Genomic DNA, 18,049 nt, shown 5'->3' on the forward strand with positions numbered 1-18,049 from the left:
GGAGATGAAAATAGCAAATCTTCAACGAGAGAAACAAAAACAACTATCAACAAAATGGATTGCCGGGGGACTTCTTTTGGCGTGTTTGATGATCATGACGAGTGTTCTCTTACTCTTGTATCCTTTTGCCTCAAAGGAAAAAGAGAATTATTTTATCGGTGACACCCCGATTCTTTTTAAAGGAGCACAGGCAGGAAATGCGATCATCGAGGGTGAAGTGGTGTATGTTCCCGTCTCCTTTATGAAAAACATTGGTGAGAATATCGCCTATGATCAAAAATCTAATTCTATCATTATCGCAACAAACGATAAAGTTGTGCAAATGCCGGATGAATCGCACACTGTTTATGAAAATGGACAGCCGGTTGAGCTCCAGTTTCCAGCCGTAACTGCCAGGAATGGTGAGTTGCATGTGGCGCTTGATTCGATGCTTGCCTATTTTCCGATTCATTATAAAGTTTTGCAGGAGTCAAATGCCGTTTGGATCCAGCAGGACGGGCAGCATCTCGCAAGAGGAATCATTACGGCAAAAGATACACATGCTGAAAAGTTGCGGCTTCGCAGTGAAGCAAGCCTGCGGTCGCCCTATATTGCAGAAACAGTTGATCAAGAACCGGTGTATATTGAAAAGGAAAACGATGGTTATTTGTTCGTCCGAAATGAAACCGGGGTTGCCGGCTATATCCAGAAGGACTTAGTCAAGGAGACTTCCGAAGAGGTGGTTACCATTAAACGTGATGCGAATCATCCTGTGCTTCCGCAAATAGATGGGCCTGTGCAACTGACTTGGGAGGCTGTTTATACAAAAAATCCAGACACGAATCAAATTCCGGCCATGCCCGGAGTAAATGTCGTGTCGCCAACATGGTTCGAGCTTGCATCAGCTGATGGAGCTGTAAAAAATCTTGCTTCCATGGACTATGTAAACTGGGCGAAAAACAGGGGTTATCATGTTTGGGGGCTCTTTTCCAACGCCTTTAACCCGGAACTGACCCATTCAGCCTTTAAAGATTTTGAAACGAGGCAAACGATTATTCGCCAGCTGCTTGACTACAGCCAAGTGTATCAATTGGACGGAATCAACCTTGATATCGAAAATGTAAATGAAGCAGATGGACCGCTCGTAACCCAATTCGTTCGCGAAGCAACAGCTTATTTTCATCAAGCGGGCTTAGTCGTTTCGATGGATATTACATTCATCTCCGGTGGAACTTGGTCTGCTTTTTATGAAAGAGACAAATTGGCGGATACCGTCGATTATATGATCGTGATGGCATATGACGAGCATTGGGCAAGCTCCGGGGTGGCAGGCAGTGTCGCCAGCTTTCCGTGGGTGGAAGAAAATTTAATTAAACTGTTGGACGAAGTACCAAAAGAACAATTAATTCTTGGCGTTCCTTTGTACGCAAGGCTTTGGAAAGAACAAGCGCTTGCCGGCGGGAACGTCGAGGTGACGTCAACGGCATTATCTATGAATAAAGTAAAGGAATGGCTTGATGCAAAAAATATTCAACCGTCCTATGATCCAGAGAGCGGGCAAAATTACGCGGAATACTATAACGAAGCAGAACAAGCAATGTATAAAATTTGGCTTGAAGATGAACTTTCGTTAAGAAAACGGACGGAGATGGCCGCCAAATATGAATTGGCGGGAGTTGCAAGCTGGTCAAGATATTTTGCCAATGACTCGGCCTGGACAGCTTTACAATGGAAAAAAGAGAACAACATGACGAAGAATTAACTGTGAAAAATGGCTTGAGAGGATCAGGCCATTTTTTTATACCCAAAGCTTTAGAAATGACTTTTGCGAAAAGAAATGACAAAATTAACTAATAACAGTACAATTCAGGGGGGAAACATCGATAAAGGCAGAAATCGGACGGATAGATGATCAGGCAGCTTAAATTTTCAATCGTAGAGGACTACACAACAAAGGTTTTCCAGAAAAATTTTCAGGGTATAGGCAGAAAGATGCAGTTTCACAAGTGACATTGCAAGAGATGAACAGCTTATGGGGAATATAGCAGAGAATATAGATAACCTAAGATAATAAAAGCAGGTGGTCTACAGATGATCCGGTTTAATCGGGTGAGCAAAGTATACCCAGATGGGTTAGAAGCGGTAAAAGAGATTGACCTACATATTGAAAAAGGGGAACTCGTTGTCTTAATTGGGCCGAGCGGCTGTGGTAAAACGACAACGATGAAAATGATCAATAAATTGATCGCTCCGACTTCAGGATCTATTTATGTCGATGGTGAAGACATTGCTGAAGTGGATGGAGTGGAGCTGAGAAGAAGAATCGGCTATGTGATCCAGCAAATCGGCCTGATGCCCCATATGACGATAGCCGACAATATTTCGCTGATCCCAAGGCTAAAGGGTTGGAAAAAAGCAGACTACGAAAAGCGCGTTGATGAGCTATTGGAGATGGTTGGCCTTGAACCCGGACAATACAAATCCAAATATCCATTGGAGTTAAGCGGCGGGCAACAGCAACGTGTCGGTGTGATCAGGGCCCTTGCCGCTGAACCGCCGATCGTATTAATGGATGAACCATTCAGCGCCCTTGACCCAATCAGCCGTGAACAGCTGCAGGACGAGCTTAAGTCCCTCCAGCAGCGAATTCACAAGACAATCGTGTTCGTTACCCATGATATTGATGAGGCCCTTAAAATTGCCGACCGAATTGCTGTCATGAAAGATGGGAAAATCATTCAGATAGCTGCTCCTGACGAACTCCTTTCCAACCCGGCAAATGACTTTGTCCGCGGCTTTTTAGGCGAAGACCGGTTAACCGAAAAAGCAGTTTTAAAAGCGAAGGATGTGATGGTTAAAGCTGCCCAGGGCGAACAAGGAATTACCGTTCAACCTAAAGAAGTCCTTGAAGCAATGTCAGCTTTAACCGAGGAAGAAGATTATCTGATCGTGCAGGATCAGGATGATCTTAAAGACATAGTCCGTTTGCTTATTGATAAAAACCTTAATTCGCTTGGCGTCGTCGATGAACAGCAAAAAATGGTCGGAATCATCACGAAAGATCATTTATTACGCGTGCTGGCCGGGATGAGAATGGAGGAGGTCCGCTGATGGCAGAAAACGGATTTTCAGCGTTTATACAAACCATTACATCAAGATCTGATGATATTTGGCAAGGTTTGACCGAGCATTTGTTTTTATCATTTACGGCGATCTTGATCGCGCTCGTCATCTCCCTGCCACTTGGCATCATTGTTTCAAGGAAAAAAAAGCTTGCCGAGTTTGTGATCGGGATTACAGCTGTATTTCAGACGATTCCAAGCCTTGCTTTCTTCGGCTTCCTGATTCCCATTTTCGGGACTGGCAATGTGACAGCGATTACTGCCTTAACAGTCTATTCCCTACTTCCAATCCTGCGCAATACATATACGGGTATTGTCGGAGTTGACAGTGCGGTGATTGAAGCAGGTAAAGGAATGGGCATGACCAGGCAACAAATTTTAACGAAAATTGAGCTGCCTCTCTCACTTCCGTTCATTATGGCGGGCGTCCGTACCGCCACTGTTTTAACGGTTGGAGTCGCGACGCTCGCTACATTCGTCGGTGCGGGCGGCCTCGGTGAACTCATATACAGGGGCTTATCGACATGGAATAACCAGCTTGTACTGGCAGGCGCAATCCCTGCCGCACTATTGGCAATTTTATTTGATTTTATTTTAAAAAGAATTGAAGTGGCTGCAACACCAAAGGGGTTAAAAAATATTCAGGGGGGAAAATGATGAAAAGAAGGTTATTGATGTGCGTCTCTCTTATGCTAGTGATCGGGGTGTTAACTGCTTGCAACAACAGCAGTGATGGAGAAGACAAGATTGTGATTTCGGGAAAGATGTGGACAGAGCAATACATCCTGCCGCATATTTTATCCGAATATATTAAAGCACATACCGATTATGACGTCGAGGTAAAGGATGGACTCGGGGAGGTGTCGATCCTGACACCAGCGATGGAAAAAGGTGATATTGATATGTATGTGGAATATACCGGGACAGGCCTTGAAGCGGTTTTAAAAGAAAAGGCCGAGCCAGGCGAATCCGCTGATAAAATATTTGAGCGGGTAAAGAAAGGTTATCAAGAAAAATATGATATGGTTTGGTTAGAGCCGCTTGGCTTCGAAAACACCTATACACTTGCCTATACGAAGGACAAAAACATTGAAGCTGAGAATTTTTCTGATCTAGTGCCATATTCCAAGGATCTTTCCTTTGGGGCACCACACCAATTTTATGAGCGTGAGGATGGCTATGACGCGATGGTCGCAGCCTACAATTTCGAGTTTAAAGACCAGAAAAGTTTTGATCCGAATATTATGTACGAAGCAGTCAAGGAAGGGGAAGTCGATGTGATTCCAGCGTTCACAACCGATGGCCGGATTGCCCGCTATGATCTTGTTTCTTTAAAGGATGATAAGGGGTTCTTCCCGCCTTATTATGCAGCACCGATCGTCAGACAGGAAGTATTGGAGCAATTTCCTGAACTTGAAAAGGTTGTGAATGGCCTGGCCGGAAAAATTTCTGAAGCAGAAATGTCAGAGATGAACGCAAAAGTCGACATTGATAAGGAAGATCCTGAACAGGTCGCCAAAGATTTCTTGGTTAAAAAGGGCTTGATCACTGAATAATGAAATTTTAGTGAAAAGGAGTGGAAAGTATGGCAATTGAAAATCCGGACCGTGAAGAAATCGGCAAGATTTTAAAGAAGGCAAAACGAATTGCTGTTGTTGGCCTAAGCGATAATCCATCGAGGACCTCTTATATGGTGTCGCAAGCGATGCAAAATGCCGGCTACGAAATCATTCCTGTTAATCCAAATATTGATGAAGCGCTCGGGGTGAAGGCCGTTCCATCGTTAAAGGATGTTGAAGGCCATATCGATATTGTCGATATTTTTCGGCGTCCCGAGTATTTAGCCGGGCTTGCTAAAGAATTTGAAGAAATTGATGCCGATGTGTTTTGGGCCCAGCTCGGGGTAAAGGATCAAGAAGTCTTTCAATATTTAAAAGAAAAAGGCTATACTGTCATCATGGACCGCTGTATCAAGGTTGAGCATGCGTTGACAAAATAGTGTTTTAAGGAAACATGATATCATAATGATTCATGTTTCTTTTTTTTAATCACGTGTTGATCGAGCAAAAAAACAGAAGATATGCCGGTTTTTCTTGGGTTTTACCGTGAATTTTTTGAAATAGATTTGCCAAAATGAAATAAATAGATACAATTAAGCATAGACGCTTGATGAACTTATGGTAAAATATGATAAGAACGTTTGTTCCAATTTCCTAAAATGGTAAACTTCTAAAGAATCAGATTGAAATGGACGATACTTAAAAAGAAACGTTCGACAATATCCAGAGAATACGTTAATGTTGTTTGCAAGCAATGAAAGGGGTATGTTCGTGGCAAGAAATCAGGAAGCATTTGATTACAATGATGATGCCATACAGGTGCTGGAAGGTCTTGAGGCGGTAAGAAAGCGCCCGGGCATGTATATTGGCAGCACCGATGCACGGGGTCTGCATCATCTTGTTTACGAGATTGTTGACAACTCGGTGGATGAAGCATTGGCCGGGTATGGAAACCATATCATCGTTAAAATCCATAAAGATAACTCCATTAGTGTAATCGATAAAGGGCGCGGAATGCCGACGGGCATGCACAAGCTTGGCAAGCCTACACCTGAAGTCATTTTGACGGTGCTTCACGCCGGCGGAAAATTTGGCCAGGGCGGATACAAAACAAGCGGCGGCTTGCACGGTGTTGGTGCCTCTGTCGTCAATGCTTTGTCAGAATGGCTCGTTGTTACAATCAAACGCGACGGCTTTATTTATACACAGCGCTTTGAAGACGGCGGCAAACCGGTTACGACACTTGAGAAGACCGGAAAAACGAATCAAACCGGAACGACGATTCATTTTAAGCCCGATGCCAGGATTTTTTCGACAACTACTTATAATTTTGAAACGCTTTGTGAACGCCTCCGCGAGTCCGCCTTTTTGTTAAAGGGGATGAAAATTGACATTATCGATGAGCGCAACAATGTTCAGGAAGAGTTTCATTTTGAAAACGGGATTGAAGCATTTGTTGAATATTTAAATGAAGAAAAAGATGTCCTTCATCCTGTTGTCAGCTTTGAAGGAGAACAAAATGGGATTGAAGTAGATTTTGCTTTTCAGTTCAATGATGGATATTCAGAAAACGTTCTATCTTTTGTTAATAACGTAAGGACGAAGGACGGCGGTACACATGAAGCCGGTTCGAAAACGGCGTTAACAAGAGCTTTTAATGAATACGCCAGGAAAGCTGGACTTCTCAAAGAAAAAGATAAAAACCTGGATGGCGCCGACATTCGTGAGGGATTTTCTGCAATCGTGTCAGTGCGGATTCCTGAGGAGCTTTTGCAGTTTGAGGGGCAAACAAAGGGAAAGCTCGGTACGAGTGAAGCCCGTTCAGCAGTAGATGCAGTTGTGTCTTCAAATCTTGCTTATTTTCTTGCTGAAAATCCGGATATCAGCTCGCTGTTGATCAGGAAGGCGATCAAGGCTTTCCAGGCAAGGGAAGCGGCCAGAAAAGCGCGTGAGGATGCCCGCAGCGGGAAAAAGAGAAAACGCTCTGAAGCGGTCCTCTCCGGCAAGCTGACACCGGCCCAATCGAGAAATCCGCAGAGAAATGAACTGTATCTTGTTGAGGGCGATTCTGCGGGCGGCTCCGCAAAGCAGGGGCGCGACCGCCGTTTCCAGGCTGTTCTGCCGCTGCGCGGAAAGGTCATCAACACAGAAAAAGCCAAGCTTGAGGACATTTTTAAAAATGAAGAAATCAATACGATTATTCATGCAGTCGGTGGCGGGGTTGGCAGCGATTTTAACCTCGACGATATCAATTATGAAAAAATCGTGATTATGACGGATGCCGACACGGACGGCGCCCATATTCAAGTACTGCTGTTGACGTTCTTTTACCGATATATGAAGCCGCTTTTTGAAGCGGGAAAAGTGTTCATTGCGCTTCCGCCTTTGTACAAAGTAAGCAAAGGGTCGGGCAAAAAAGAAGTAGTCGAATATGCATGGAGCGATGAAGAGCTTCAAGCGACGATTAAAAAGGTTGGAAAAGGCTATATGATCCAGCGCTATAAAGGCCTTGGCGAAATGAATGCCGACCAGCTTTGGGAAACAACGATGGATCCGGAAACGAGAACACTGATCCGCGTCCGCATCGATGATGCCGCACGGGCAGAGCGCCGGGTGACAACGTTGATGGGCGACAAAGTGGAACCGCGCCGGAAATGGATTGAGACGAACGTTGCTTTCGGACTTGAAGAAGACAGCAATATCCTTGAAAACGAAAATATCTCGGTTGCAGGGGAGGCTGTTGAATTATGAGTTCAGTTGAAAAATTTCGCGATTTGCCGCTTGAAGATGTGCTGGGCGACCGTTTTGGACGATACAGCAAGTACATTATTCAAGAGCGGGCCCTGCCTGATGCACGCGATGGTTTAAAACCGGTCCAGCGCAGAATTCTATACGCAATGCATGTAGAGGGCAACACCCATGAAAAAGGATTTCGCAAGTCAGCAAAGACGGTCGGGAATGTAATCGGTAATTATCACCCACATGGAGACACGTCGGTATATGATGCAATGGTGCGGATGAGCCAGGAGTGGAAGGTTCGCAAGTATCTTGTTGAAATGCACGGAAACAACGGCAGTATCGACGGCGATCCTCCTGCGGCGATGCGTTATACCGAAGCAAGGCTTTCGGCGATTGCGGCCGAACTTTTACGGGACATCGACAAGAGAACCGTCGATTTTGTTCCGAACTTTGATGACACATCAAATGAACCGACCGTTTTACCAGCAATGTTCCCTAATTTGCTTGTAAACGGATCAACGGGGATTTCTGCCGGCTATGCGACAGATATTCCGCCCCATCATCTTGGTGAGGTTATCGATGGCGTGATCATGAGAATGGACAATCCCGATTGTTCAGTGGAAGACTTAATGAAGGCCGTTAAAGGCCCCGATTTTCCAACAGGCGGGATCATTCAAGGTGTAGATGGAATTAAGAAAGCATATGAAACAGGCAAAGGCAAAATCATTATCCGCGGAAAAACGGAGATTGAAGAACTGCGCGGCGGCAAGCAGCAAATTGTCATCACCGAAATCCCGTTTGAAGTCAATAAAGCCAACCTCGTTAAAAAGATTGATGAATTTCGGTTTGACCGCAAGCTTGAAGGGATTGCCGAGGTCAGGGATGAAACCGACCGGACCGGCTTGCGGATTGTCATTGAGTTAAAGAAAGAAGCAGACGCTGAAGGCGTACTCAACTATTTATACAAAAACAGCGATCTTCAAATCCCGTACAACTTCAATATGGTTGCCATTCACAATCGGCACCCAAAATTAATGGGGTTGCGCGAACTGCTTGATGCATATATTGGCCACCAAAAGGAAGTCGTAACCAGAAGGGCCAAGTACGACCTGCAAAGAGCGAAGGACCGTCAGCACATCGTGGATGGCCTGATGAAAGCTTTATCGATCCTCGATGAAGTAATCGCGACGATCCGCGCTTCAAAGGACAAGCGCGATGCAAAAGACAATTTAATTGCATCATTCCAATTTAGCGAAGCTCAGGCTGAAGCCATCGTGTCCCTGCAGCTTTACCGTTTAACGAACACAGATATAACGGCGCTCCAGCGGGAAGCAGAAGAATTGGCGAAGAAAATCGAGGAGCTGTCCGCAATATTGGGCAGTGAGAAAAAGCTTGCGTCAGTTATCAAGAAGGATTTAAAAGACGTCAAGAAACGCTTTGAAGATGAGCGCAGAACGAGTATTGAAGCCGAGATTTCTGAAATTAAAATCAATCTTGAGGTACTGGTTGCCAGCGAAGACGTGATCGTCACCTTGACGAAAGACGGCTATCTGAAACGAACAAGCCTGCGCTCTTTTTCGGCTTCGAATGGCCAGGATTTTGGCATGAAAGAAACGGACAGGCTCCTGTCCCAGCTTGAGATGAATACTCAGGATGTTGTTCTTCTTTTTACAAGCAAAGGGAACTATTTGTATTTGCCTGTCCATGAAATTCCTGATATCCGCTGGAAGGATCTTGGCCAGCATGTTGCCAATATCGTCCCGATCGACCGCGATGAAGAAATCATCGAAGCGATTCCAGTCAAAGATTTCAATCAGGAAGCGTTTTTGTTATTCGTGACGAAAAACGGCATGGTCAAGAAAACGGAGTTGAAGCATTACAAGGCCCAGCGCTATTCAAAAGCACTCGTCGCTATCAATCTTAAAGAAGATGATGCAGTCGTTGATGTTCATCTGACAGATGGTACAAAGGAATTGTTCTTAACAACGAGCTTTGGTTATGCTCTCTGGTTCCATGAAGAAGAGGTCAGTGTTGTCGGGGCGCGCGCTGCAGGGGTGAAGGGCATTAACCTGAAAGATCAGGACTTTGTCATCGGCGGTGAAATAATCGACCAGTCTATCTCCCAGTCAATCGTTGTTGCGACACAGCGCGGTGCGATTAAACGAATGAAGCTCAGCGAATTTGAAAAGTCTTCCCGGGCAAAACGGGGGCTTGTCATGCTTCGTGAGCTAAAAGCAAATCCTCACCGTATTGTTGGATTCGCAGCCGTGCAAAGTGGAGATACTATCTTCCTGCAGACGGAAAAAGGCCAACTGGAGCAAATCGTTCCAGCAGAACTTCGCTTTACCGATCGTTATTCAAATGGCTCATTCATTTTTGACGAAACGGAAAGCGGAAAACTAAAGCATCTTTGGAAAATGGAAAAAATTGAAGAATAAACTTAAATTGTGAACCCTTCATTTAAAAAGAGATGAAGGGTTTTTAATTGTTCCCTCAATTTCCTGCATGTTTTTTCCAAGAAAGGAGAAGTTAACATTAGCAAGAAAATCCAAGGAGGGATATCGATGAAACGGGATTTGTTATTTGCCTTTACCGCTTTCTTTTTTATGTCATTATCGGCGATCACTGGTGTTTATGCAGTTGAACAAGCCGGCAAAATGAAAATCTTTTCAGAAGAGAAATATGATGTGTCAGGAGATGGAAAGAAAGATACGATTATTTTAAAGGGGCTCCCATTTGAGGAAGGTGCAAATTTTCAAAAAGAAATCTTTTTGGAAGTCAAGGCATCGAACGGAAAAACATACGAGGTTCAACTTGAAGGCGGTTATGAGCCAGCTGTTGATTTCAAGGATGTAAATCACGATGGAGTTCTCGATATGTTTGTCAGTATTCCGTCCGGAGGAAGCGGAGGACTTTCCAATTACTATTTATATACATTAAAGGATTTTAAAATGACGGATTTGACTGTGCCCGATCCCTTGGCTATTACAAGCCAGTTTGAAGAGAACTATCAGGCCTCAATTACGATCGATAAAACCGGGAAATCATACAGATTTGATCTCAGCAGCAGAAAAGACGATTATGAGCGCCTTGGCATATACCGGAATGGAAAATTGAATGAACCAACGGAACTAATGGTCTTCCCTTACAGTACTTTAAAGGTCGTAGATAGTAACGGAGCAGATAATCGCTTATTGGGAGTCCAAAGAATTAGCGGTGCCTATAACGCTGATTCCATCGCTTTCGTAGAATCGGAATGGAGCCTTGAAAATGGCAGGTGGATTTTATTGAGAACAGCTGTTTATGAGACAGGTGCCAGCGCTCCAGGAAGATGAACAACGCCGGTTAGACGAAGCGGAATGCTCTGTAACACTGGGCTCAAGTCACATTTTCCCGGTATTAACATAATATGAGGTAAACAAATTATCGCTATCGTAAGGGGGGTTATACTTACAATGAATAAGTTTGATCCTGCTAAGCTGTCCACCGACATAGTAGCCCCAGCCACTCAATTTGGGCCAGTGGACAACAGAAAATACACGCTTACCCATTCGGATAAGAACGGGGAATTTCTCTTAAAAATAGGGTGTCATTTTGATTTAGATGCCATTAACTCGAAGAACCGGGATGAAGTCTTTGCCGAGTGGAAGCCGAAATCCGGACAGTATATTCTCTTTGGCAGAGTGTATATAAGCAACGGTGACTTTGATGAGAAATATTCAAAGGTGAGGTATTTAATTTTTCAGCGTGAACTAGAACAGGCGCTAACCGCCATAACGTACGGAGACCAGGCGTTTTTCACTTATTACCCATGGCTTTTAGACTCACCGATTTATATTCAATTTGAATCGGTTTATCCGCAATTCAACAAGATCGCCTACCAAGGAACACCAAGACAATATTTAAATATTGCTTTGAAGAAAACCGTCTCTTAAACACAGGTGCATGCCTGTGTTTTAATTTTAATTATGATTAAAGTATTTGATGTTTTGCTTTTTTCAAACAATCATCTTGATCTTATATTTTCGAATTGTTATAATCAGTTTATTATTTTTTATAACAAGCGATGATCGTTATGGATAAAACTATAACGGGAGCAGCTTCTGGAGAGACCGCAATTGCGGCGCCGAAGGATTCACAATCTCAGGCAAAAGGACAGAAGAGTAACTTATGGTTCATCATCAGGTTATTCTACTGTTTGCACGAGATTGGATAAAATCCAGTCTCTTTTTTATTTGCTAAAATTATTTTGAGGAGATGTCAGGATGAGACGTGCAGTAGTAAGTGTTGTTGGAAAAGACCAGGTGGGTATAATCGCTAAAGTGACGACCGTTTTATCGGAAAATGAAATCAATATTCTCGATATTAGCCAGACGATTTTGCAGGATTTCTTTACGATGATGATGATCGTTGATGTTACCGGAACCGATAATTTGGACCGTTTGCAAGACCAACTTGGCAAGATCGGGGATGAGCTCTCCCTAAAAATTAATATTCAGCTTGAAGAAATTTTTAAAGCAATGCATCGAGTGTGAGAGGGTGTGTGAAAAAATGAACATAGCAATTGATGAAATGATGGAAACGATGCGAATGATCGAGATGGAAAATCTGGATATCCGTACTGTCACAATGGGTATTAGCCTGCGTGACTGTTCAGATTCCGATTTTCAGAAAATGAACGCGAATGTTTATGAAAAAATAGTCGGTTATGCAGGACGGTTAAAGGAAGTTGCAGACCAAGTTGAAAAGGAATTTGGAATCCCAATCATTAATAAACGGATATCGATTACGCCAATCGCTGAAATACTCGGAAATGCAACGAAAGAGCAAGCAGTTGAACTTGCCAGGACGCTTGATAAAGCTGCTGTTGACCTTGGAGTGGATTTTATCGGCGGCTTTTCAGCACTAGTACATAAAGGAATTACAAAAGGGGATCAAACATTGCTTGATGCTCTTCCAGAAGCTTTAAGCGTAACGGAGAGGGTTTGTGCATCCGTTTCCGTGGCTACGACACGAACTGGAATTAATATGGATGCAGTCCGCCAATTGGGCTTGATCATAAAAGAAGCTGCAGAAAGAACAAAAGACCATAATGGGCTGGCCTGCGCAAAGCTTGTTGTTTTCTGCAATCCTGTTGAGGATAACCCTTTTATGGCTGGTGCTTTTCATGGTGCCGGTGAAGGAGAGGCGGTTATTAATGTAGGGGTTAGCGGGCCGGGCGTTGTGTTAAGCGCATTAAAACGCCATCCGGACGCTGATCTAGGGGAAGTATCGGATATTATCAAAAAGACGGCCTTCAAAGTCACCCGTGCAGGAGAATTGATCGGAAGAGTCGTAGCAGAACGCCTTGGCATTCCATTTGGTATCATGGATTTATCACTGGCACCAACGAACGCGATGAATGACAGTGTAGCCGAAATTCTCGAAGAAATAGGGCTTGAGCGAGTCGGAACCCATGGAACGATAGCCGCACTTGCACTGATGAATGATGCGGTGAAAAAAGGAGGGGCAATGGCAAGTTCATATGTAGGCGGTTTGAGCGGGGCATTTATTCCGGTTAGTGAAGACAATGGAATGATTCGGGGAATTATCGATGAGGCCTTGACTCTATCCAAGCTGGAAGCGATGACGTGCGTGTGCTCAGTAGGTCTTGACATGATTGCCCTGACCGGTAATGTTTCTCCCGCCACTTTATCAGCACTTATTGCCGATGAAGCAGCAATCGGGATGATTAACAAGAAAACAACAGCTGTTCGTGTTATTCCTGTGCCAGGTAAGCAAGAAGGTGAGATTGTTGAGTTTGGCGGACTTCTCGGGCGTGCTCCAGTAATGGGCGTAAATCCATACAGCTCGGAAAAATTGATCCAGCGCGCCGGACGAATTCCCGCGCCGCTCCAAGCACTGATCAACTAACGCATATCATGACTTTTGGGCTTCATAACAGAAACAGTTGTGAGCATAATGCTTAAAGTTCTAAAATAAGTTCCAATCTTAGTATGCGGTGAAAAGTGTCCCAAGTGAAATCTGGCTTGGGACCACTTTTTATAAGTTAATTTAGTAATATTACCGTTTCAGGAGAAAAATAAGCTGTGAGAGCCGGCTTGCAGACCACTGTAGAGATAGTCAGTCAACTTAGTTGTTAGCAAGAGCTTATCATATTAAAGATATAAGATGTCATAATTATATTATGTAAACTAACGGTTGCCAGGCAGGGTAGAAATGGGGGCAACCTTTTATAAAAAGCAGGAATGTTTATTATAATTTTTAAATATACCCACTTGGTTGCCCGTAGTTACACGGTATGAATTACACTAAGCATTGCTAAATTTAGATTGAGACAAGATTTATTTTGTTGTTTAAAATTTATAGATGCATGTATAACGAAATAATTTAATTAAAATAAGAACATTCGATAGTAAAGCAATTTATAAATTTTTTTTTTCGTCTCATTATCACGAGTATACTTAATATTTGAGACATGAATTAATGGGTTTTGAGAACTTTTGATAATATATATTATGTAAACTAGAAAATATTATTAGAAGCGAGACTTTAATTATGGTTTGTTCCCTTTTAGTACCGTCCTTCATAAAACACAAATGGCAAACCATTTATTCCATTAATGTTAATCATATTTTTCTTAATCCAGTCCATCTTTTTTCTTGAATATTTAAGTTTTGACGAGATGTGTGAAAAAAGTATAACTCACGATCAGGCTTTTGTTTGTGTAACTCCGCATGCCTTTCTTAACGCCTTCATGGAATCATCAAAGCAATCAATCAATCAAGGACAGCCATATCTTTTAAAACTTTAATATTATTTTGGGAACATGCTTCGAGTGCTTCTAATACTACCCATTTATTTGGATAAGCTTGTCTTACTTCTTCCCATTTCATTACGTTTTCCTCCCTATTTTTTATAATATGGCGGAGTATGATAGTGCTTATCAATTATCATAGCATCATGCTTCTGTAAAAAGAACGTGACAAATTTATAAACTCTATTGTCGTTAAAAAAAGCCTTTCCAATTTGGAAAAGCTTAACTCCCCTATACTTTATCTTTAGAGATTATGGTTTTTTAGTTCTACCGCAACTCCATACCTTAACCCTTCTTTATACTTTGCGTTGACTTGATCACTATATAAACTTTGATCAATGTATAACAGAGGGTTCTTGTCTAGATTATTTGGCTCGACATGATAGGTCAGGATAAAGTTGACTGACGAACCTGGCGGTAAACTTTGCAGTTGGCTGGCATCAAAGTCCCCCTCATTTGTTTGGTAATAATCTATGCCGTAAGCCAGCTTGGCTTCAATAATCCTTATAACAGAGATGTCCTTATCTGAAGTATTCTGCAGCTCCATCTCCACAGTAAGAGGAAAAGACTCATATCCATCTGCATCTTGCACTTGACCGGAAGTGAGATCCGTTACTCGAAAGGTTGCGTTATCCAAAAGAATCGTTTCCCCCAACTGATAAGTTTTGATCTCATATTCTCTTGCAACACCTGCGTTTACGTTATAGACCCTTACGCCCCAGATTATAAATGCAATGGCAGCCACTGATAGAAAGAGAATTGTCTTTTTATTCATTTTTGTCTCCTTGCAGGCTGTAGTGGTCCACAATTTTACCGTTTTCCATCATAAAAATTTCATCAGAAAGATAATCGAGTTCCTCTTTATCATGGCTGGCAATCAGAATACACTTATTCTCAGCCTTTAAACCCAGCAATAGCTTTTTCAACTCCTCTACTCCATCCGAATCCAATGCATTGGTCGGTTCATCAAGAATAATAAGATCCGGTTTTTCCATGATGGCCTGGGCAAGACCCAAACGCTGCTTCATACCCAGTGAGTATTTTCGATACTTTCGCTTATCATCTGGATCCAATCCAACCAGACGGATTGACTCCCTAATCCGTTCATCATCAATTACATCATTTAGCTCGGCAAGCATTTTCAAATTTTTGAATCCTGTATAGCCGTTTAAAAAACCAGGGTATTCAATCAATACTCCGACGCTTGGAGGAAAAGATGCTTCTTTTCCCAATGTCACTCCCCCAACCGTCACAGTGCCTTCAGTGGGCAAAATAAGACCGCACAATGCCCTGAACAGCATCGTCTTGCCGGAACCATTCTTGCCTCTAAAACCGTATATAAAGCCCTTCTTTAATTGTAAATTGATATCTTTCAAGATTGGTTGTTTTTTTATTTCTTTTGAAACATGGTCTGCTTTTACATAAACAGATTCAGTCATTTTTCCCACTCCCCTAAAGAATATCTTTTTCCTTAAAAACAAAGAATGTGATTATCGATATTAAGACATACAACACCAGGGAATACAAAATTGAAAAACGCAATGTAAGCTGGTGTTCAATATCAAAGATCGTTTGCTTCAAAATCATCGAATGAATAGCAGGGAGCCATTTCAAATCGGAAAAGGTAGAAATGCCACCGAGAATAATAACCCCAAAATAAGCGATGGCCGGCGATATAAATTGGATGCAAAGGAGTTGGATGCTCGAAAGGACCAGCGTGGTCATAAAATAACCCAGTATTATGCGCAGTATTAAATCGCCGGGAGTAATTCGAATTTCCATCAGCGGTGCAATCATATCCGTAAAAAAGGGTGATGCTCCTATTGAAAAGTCACATAGCACAAGGCTGGAGACAAAGTAAATGACAACAAACACGCCTATGTACAGGATCATACTTTGAGCGACGATCCAGCCCATTTTTGCAAGGATATACTGTCCTTTCGAACGGCACCTCAGCAGCAAATAGGAGCGATTTTTCCCGATATCCTGAAATAAAAAATCACCAATCAGAAACAGGACGAAAAACTGGATAAAAGTCCAATTGACCGGCACCTCATATTCAGAAAGCAGCTTAATATAGCCATTATCCTTTAGTAATAAATAGAATGTGCCGACACTATTGCTGTCAAATGATTTTAGCTGCAAACTGGTCATCAGCGATAACGCAGCAATAATGCAATAAAAGATGAGATATTTATATTTTCCGTAGGACAAGCTGTATGCCATATCTCTTGAAAAAAGTTTGTAAATCGGATGATTCGTCATGAAAGAAAATCCTTCCTTTCATATAACCATCCTGTAATTCCATATAACACTAATGAAATGACAAATAAATAGATGCAACGATAAAACGTGATCGTTGGTTCTAGCCAGTTATGTATAGAAAGAGTGGCATTCCAAGTAAAGAGTTGAACAGGTAAGACACCCGTTTGGTCCAGGCCAGCCAGCCCGATTAAAATAATCATGATCAGTGCTGCATTCCTAATGAATTGCTTTAGAAAAAGCACGCAAAAAGAAATCATCAAAAAGCCTAAAAACTTCGTTATGAAGATGGTGAACACAATATTATAGGTAGCTATATTTGAGACAATGGACAGGAAATGTTCCTTATTATTTAATAGCTCACTTATTGTACCTGAAGGGATTAACCAGGTATTCGTCGTTCCGACAAGCAATCCCCCAACAAGGAATGAAATGGCCACTATGATAAATGTCAGAATAAAAGATAAACAGATTGCTGATATAACATGAGCATGCCAGGTACGAAAGCGTGAGCCAAACGTGATAACATTCAAGGCTCTTTCATTCTTTTCAATTAATTGGGTCAAAAGTGTCACAATAACAGGAATCGCGACGATGATAAACATTTGGTGATTGGTACTGCCAAGGTTCCCCCAAACATCCGCTATTAGATCAAAAATGCCTCTGTCTGACCAGGCTCCTCTTCTCGCAATCAGCATCAAACAGAACAATGTAAACAGGCAATATATACTTGCCAACAACCAAATCTTCTTATCTGAAAAAAGTTCTCTAATTGAAGTACGGAAAACGTTAAATGGTTTCATTTTTGCCACCTGATGCATAATACCAGATAAAACTTCCCAGGATGCCTATTAATAAATAGACTGGAAGTTCCCAAGTCGCCTGGTAATTACCTAAAAATAACATAGTAAGCGGAGCCGTCCCTACTGTGCTGGCGAACACATCCAATCCCAGCACGATTAAGAAAGGAAAGATTAAAACGATATATCGATTTTTCACAACTGTTGAAAAAGCCAGACCTACTGATGCCAGCATGCCGCCGAACATAAATATTACGAATAATCTTAGAATCACATAAATGAAAGGATGTTGATAAAATAGTTCTGGCCAGAAAGACCCTTCCACTACCAGGGGCATCCCAAAATAATAATTATTTTCTATTAATGGATAAGCAGCCATTTCACCTAAAAAGTTAATAATAAGCGGAAAAACCGCAACAAAGCCCCCGATGCAAAAATTTACTGTATAGCGAATGAGTAAATACTTTCTCTTTTCCACCTTGGTTAAAATATTCTTGATTAATCCTGTGTTAAAGTCTTCAGCATATGCATCTGAATAGGCTAAAGAAGCAAGAAGGGGAAAAGTTAATGAATATATAAGATAAGTATCTCCTATAAAATACATCCAACTAACATAGGCACTTCTGGGATATAGCATATAATCATCATCCGTCAGACCATGTGGCCATGTATTGATGACGGGTAATAAAGCATAAACCAACCCTACAATGATTAATAGCCAAAAAACTGGCCGCTTGCCAACTCGATTGATCTCCATTTTAAGCATTCGAT

At 42.3% G+C, this 18,049-nt stretch carries 16 protein-coding genes and 1 riboswitch; of the genes, 11 read left to right on the forward strand and 5 right to left on the reverse strand.

Features of this window, described 5'->3' with window-relative positions; genetic code table 11:
- Nucleotides 1-4: 4 nt before the first annotated feature.
- From CU633_RS05005 to CU633_RS05055, 11 genes are all read left to right on the forward strand, one after another.
- Nucleotides 5-1,741, forward strand: coding sequence for a glycosyl hydrolase family 18 protein (locus tag CU633_RS05005; protein ID WP_257958501.1), 1,737 nt, complete (start codon nucleotides 5-7; stop codon nucleotides 1,739-1,741).
- A gap of 329 nt (nucleotides 1,742-2,070) precedes the next feature.
- Nucleotides 2,071-3,090: an ABC transporter ATP-binding protein gene (locus CU633_RS05010; protein WP_101658627.1), complete on the forward strand. Its 1,020-nt coding sequence runs from the start codon at nucleotides 2,071-2,073 to the stop codon at nucleotides 3,088-3,090.
- Nucleotides 3,090-3,758 (forward strand): ABC transporter permease, encoded by a 669-nt coding sequence (locus tag CU633_RS05015; protein ID WP_101658628.1) that lies wholly within the window; start codon nucleotides 3,090-3,092, stop codon nucleotides 3,756-3,758. Before CU633_RS05010 ends, CU633_RS05015 begins: the two co-directional genes overlap by 1 nt.
- Nucleotides 3,758-4,657 (forward strand): ABC transporter substrate-binding protein, encoded by a 900-nt coding sequence (locus CU633_RS05020; protein ID WP_101658629.1) that lies wholly within the window; start codon nucleotides 3,758-3,760, stop codon nucleotides 4,655-4,657. The genes CU633_RS05015 and CU633_RS05020 overlap by 1 nt, the downstream gene beginning before the upstream one ends.
- Before the next feature lie 29 nt (nucleotides 4,658-4,686).
- Nucleotides 4,687-5,100 (forward strand): CoA-binding protein, encoded by a 414-nt coding sequence (locus CU633_RS05025; RefSeq protein ID WP_101658630.1) that lies wholly within the window; start codon nucleotides 4,687-4,689, stop codon nucleotides 5,098-5,100.
- Nucleotides 5,101-5,431: 331 nt separating this feature from the next.
- Nucleotides 5,432-7,411, forward strand: a complete 1,980-nt coding sequence (parE, locus tag CU633_RS05030; RefSeq protein ID WP_101658631.1) for a DNA topoisomerase IV subunit B — start codon at nucleotides 5,432-5,434, stop codon at nucleotides 7,409-7,411.
- Nucleotides 7,408-9,837: a DNA topoisomerase IV subunit A gene (parC, locus tag CU633_RS05035; protein WP_101658632.1), complete on the forward strand. Its 2,430-nt coding sequence runs from the start codon at nucleotides 7,408-7,410 to the stop codon at nucleotides 9,835-9,837. The genes parE and parC overlap by 4 nt, the downstream gene beginning before the upstream one ends.
- A 126-nt stretch (nucleotides 9,838-9,963) precedes the next feature.
- Complete coding sequence (locus CU633_RS05040) at nucleotides 9,964-10,734, forward strand: hypothetical protein (protein WP_101658633.1); 771 nt, start codon at nucleotides 9,964-9,966, stop codon at nucleotides 10,732-10,734.
- A gap of 120 nt (nucleotides 10,735-10,854) precedes the next feature.
- The gene (locus CU633_RS05045; RefSeq protein WP_101658634.1) at nucleotides 10,855-11,334 is read left to right on the forward strand and encodes a staygreen family protein; all 480 of its coding nucleotides are present in this window, start codon (nucleotides 10,855-10,857) and stop codon (nucleotides 11,332-11,334) included.
- Nucleotides 11,335-11,492: 158 nt separating this feature from the next.
- Nucleotides 11,493-11,568, forward strand: a riboswitch (glycine riboswitch).
- Between the two features lie 96 nt (nucleotides 11,569-11,664).
- Nucleotides 11,665-11,934 (forward strand): ACT domain-containing protein, encoded by a 270-nt coding sequence (locus tag CU633_RS05050; protein WP_101658635.1) that lies wholly within the window; start codon nucleotides 11,665-11,667, stop codon nucleotides 11,932-11,934.
- Nucleotides 11,935-11,950: 16 nt separating this feature from the next.
- A complete protein-coding gene (locus tag CU633_RS05055; RefSeq protein ID WP_101658636.1) occupies nucleotides 11,951-13,312 on the forward strand; it encodes a PFL family protein in 1,362 nt (453 codons plus the stop codon).
- Between the two features lie 1,148 nt (nucleotides 13,313-14,460).
- Here CU633_RS05055 and CU633_RS05060 read toward each other — a convergent pair.
- Genes CU633_RS05060 through CU633_RS05080 form a run of 5 tightly spaced genes read right to left on the reverse strand, consistent with a single transcriptional unit; the run spans nucleotide 14,461 to nucleotide 18,044 of the window.
- Nucleotides 14,461-14,991 (reverse strand): hypothetical protein, encoded by a 531-nt coding sequence (locus CU633_RS05060; protein ID WP_101658637.1) that lies wholly within the window; start codon nucleotides 14,989-14,991, stop codon nucleotides 14,461-14,463.
- Nucleotides 14,984-15,655 (reverse strand): ATP-binding cassette domain-containing protein, encoded by a 672-nt coding sequence (locus CU633_RS05065; protein ID WP_101658638.1) that lies wholly within the window; start codon nucleotides 15,653-15,655, stop codon nucleotides 14,984-14,986. Before CU633_RS05065 ends, CU633_RS05060 begins: the two co-directional genes overlap by 8 nt.
- Nucleotides 15,656-15,668: 13 nt before the next feature.
- Entirely contained in the window at nucleotides 15,669-16,481 is an 813-nt protein-coding gene (locus CU633_RS05070; RefSeq protein ID WP_101658639.1) for a hypothetical protein, read from the reverse strand.
- Nucleotides 16,478-17,281 (reverse strand): hypothetical protein, encoded by an 804-nt coding sequence (locus CU633_RS05075; protein ID WP_101658640.1) that lies wholly within the window; start codon nucleotides 17,279-17,281, stop codon nucleotides 16,478-16,480. Before CU633_RS05075 ends, CU633_RS05070 begins: the two co-directional genes overlap by 4 nt.
- The gene (locus CU633_RS05080; protein ID WP_101658641.1) at nucleotides 17,268-18,044 is read right to left on the reverse strand and encodes a hypothetical protein; all 777 of its coding nucleotides are present in this window, start codon (nucleotides 18,042-18,044) and stop codon (nucleotides 17,268-17,270) included. Before CU633_RS05080 ends, CU633_RS05075 begins: the two co-directional genes overlap by 14 nt.
- Nucleotides 18,045-18,049: the final 5 nt, after the last annotated feature.

Origin of the sequence: Bacillus sp. V3-13, from assembly GCF_002860165.1 — a bacterium.
Taxonomy (GTDB): Bacteria; Bacillota; Bacilli; order Bacillales; family Cytobacillaceae; genus Bacillus_BJ.

Excerpts from the sequence above, each read along its gene's own strand:
- CU633_RS05060 (WP_101658637.1), bottom strand. The coding sequence starts at position 14,991 with ATGAATAAAAAGACAATTCTCTTTCTATCAGTGGCTGCCATTGCATTT.
- CU633_RS05075 (WP_101658640.1), bottom strand. The coding sequence starts at position 17,281 with ATGAAACCATTTAACGTTTTCCGTACTTCAATTAGAGAACTTTTTTCA.
- CU633_RS05070 (WP_101658639.1), bottom strand. The coding sequence starts at position 16,481 with ATGACGAATCATCCGATTTACAAACTTTTTTCAAGAGATATGGCATAC.
- CU633_RS05065 (WP_101658638.1), bottom strand. The coding sequence starts at position 15,655 with ATGACTGAATCTGTTTATGTAAAAGCAGACCATGTTTCAAAAGAAATA.
- CU633_RS05005 (WP_257958501.1), top strand. The coding sequence starts at position 5 with ATGAAAATAGCAAATCTTCAACGAGAGAAACAAAAACAACTATCAACA.
- CU633_RS05055 (WP_101658636.1), top strand. The coding sequence starts at position 11,951 with ATGAACATAGCAATTGATGAAATGATGGAAACGATGCGAATGATCGAG.
- CU633_RS05010 (WP_101658627.1), top strand. The coding sequence starts at position 2,071 with ATGATCCGGTTTAATCGGGTGAGCAAAGTATACCCAGATGGGTTAGAA.
- CU633_RS05050 (WP_101658635.1), top strand. The coding sequence starts at position 11,665 with ATGAGACGTGCAGTAGTAAGTGTTGTTGGAAAAGACCAGGTGGGTATA.
- CU633_RS05080 (WP_101658641.1), bottom strand. The coding sequence starts at position 18,044 with ATGCTTAAAATGGAGATCAATCGAGTTGGCAAGCGGCCAGTTTTTTGG.
- CU633_RS05040 (WP_101658633.1), top strand. The coding sequence starts at position 9,964 with ATGAAACGGGATTTGTTATTTGCCTTTACCGCTTTCTTTTTTATGTCA.
- parC (WP_101658632.1), top strand. The coding sequence starts at position 7,408 with ATGAGTTCAGTTGAAAAATTTCGCGATTTGCCGCTTGAAGATGTGCTG.
- CU633_RS05020 (WP_101658629.1), top strand. The coding sequence starts at position 3,758 with ATGAAAAGAAGGTTATTGATGTGCGTCTCTCTTATGCTAGTGATCGGG.
- CU633_RS05015 (WP_101658628.1), top strand. The coding sequence starts at position 3,090 with ATGGCAGAAAACGGATTTTCAGCGTTTATACAAACCATTACATCAAGA.
- CU633_RS05045 (WP_101658634.1), top strand. The coding sequence starts at position 10,855 with ATGAATAAGTTTGATCCTGCTAAGCTGTCCACCGACATAGTAGCCCCA.
- CU633_RS05025 (WP_101658630.1), top strand. The coding sequence starts at position 4,687 with ATGGCAATTGAAAATCCGGACCGTGAAGAAATCGGCAAGATTTTAAAG.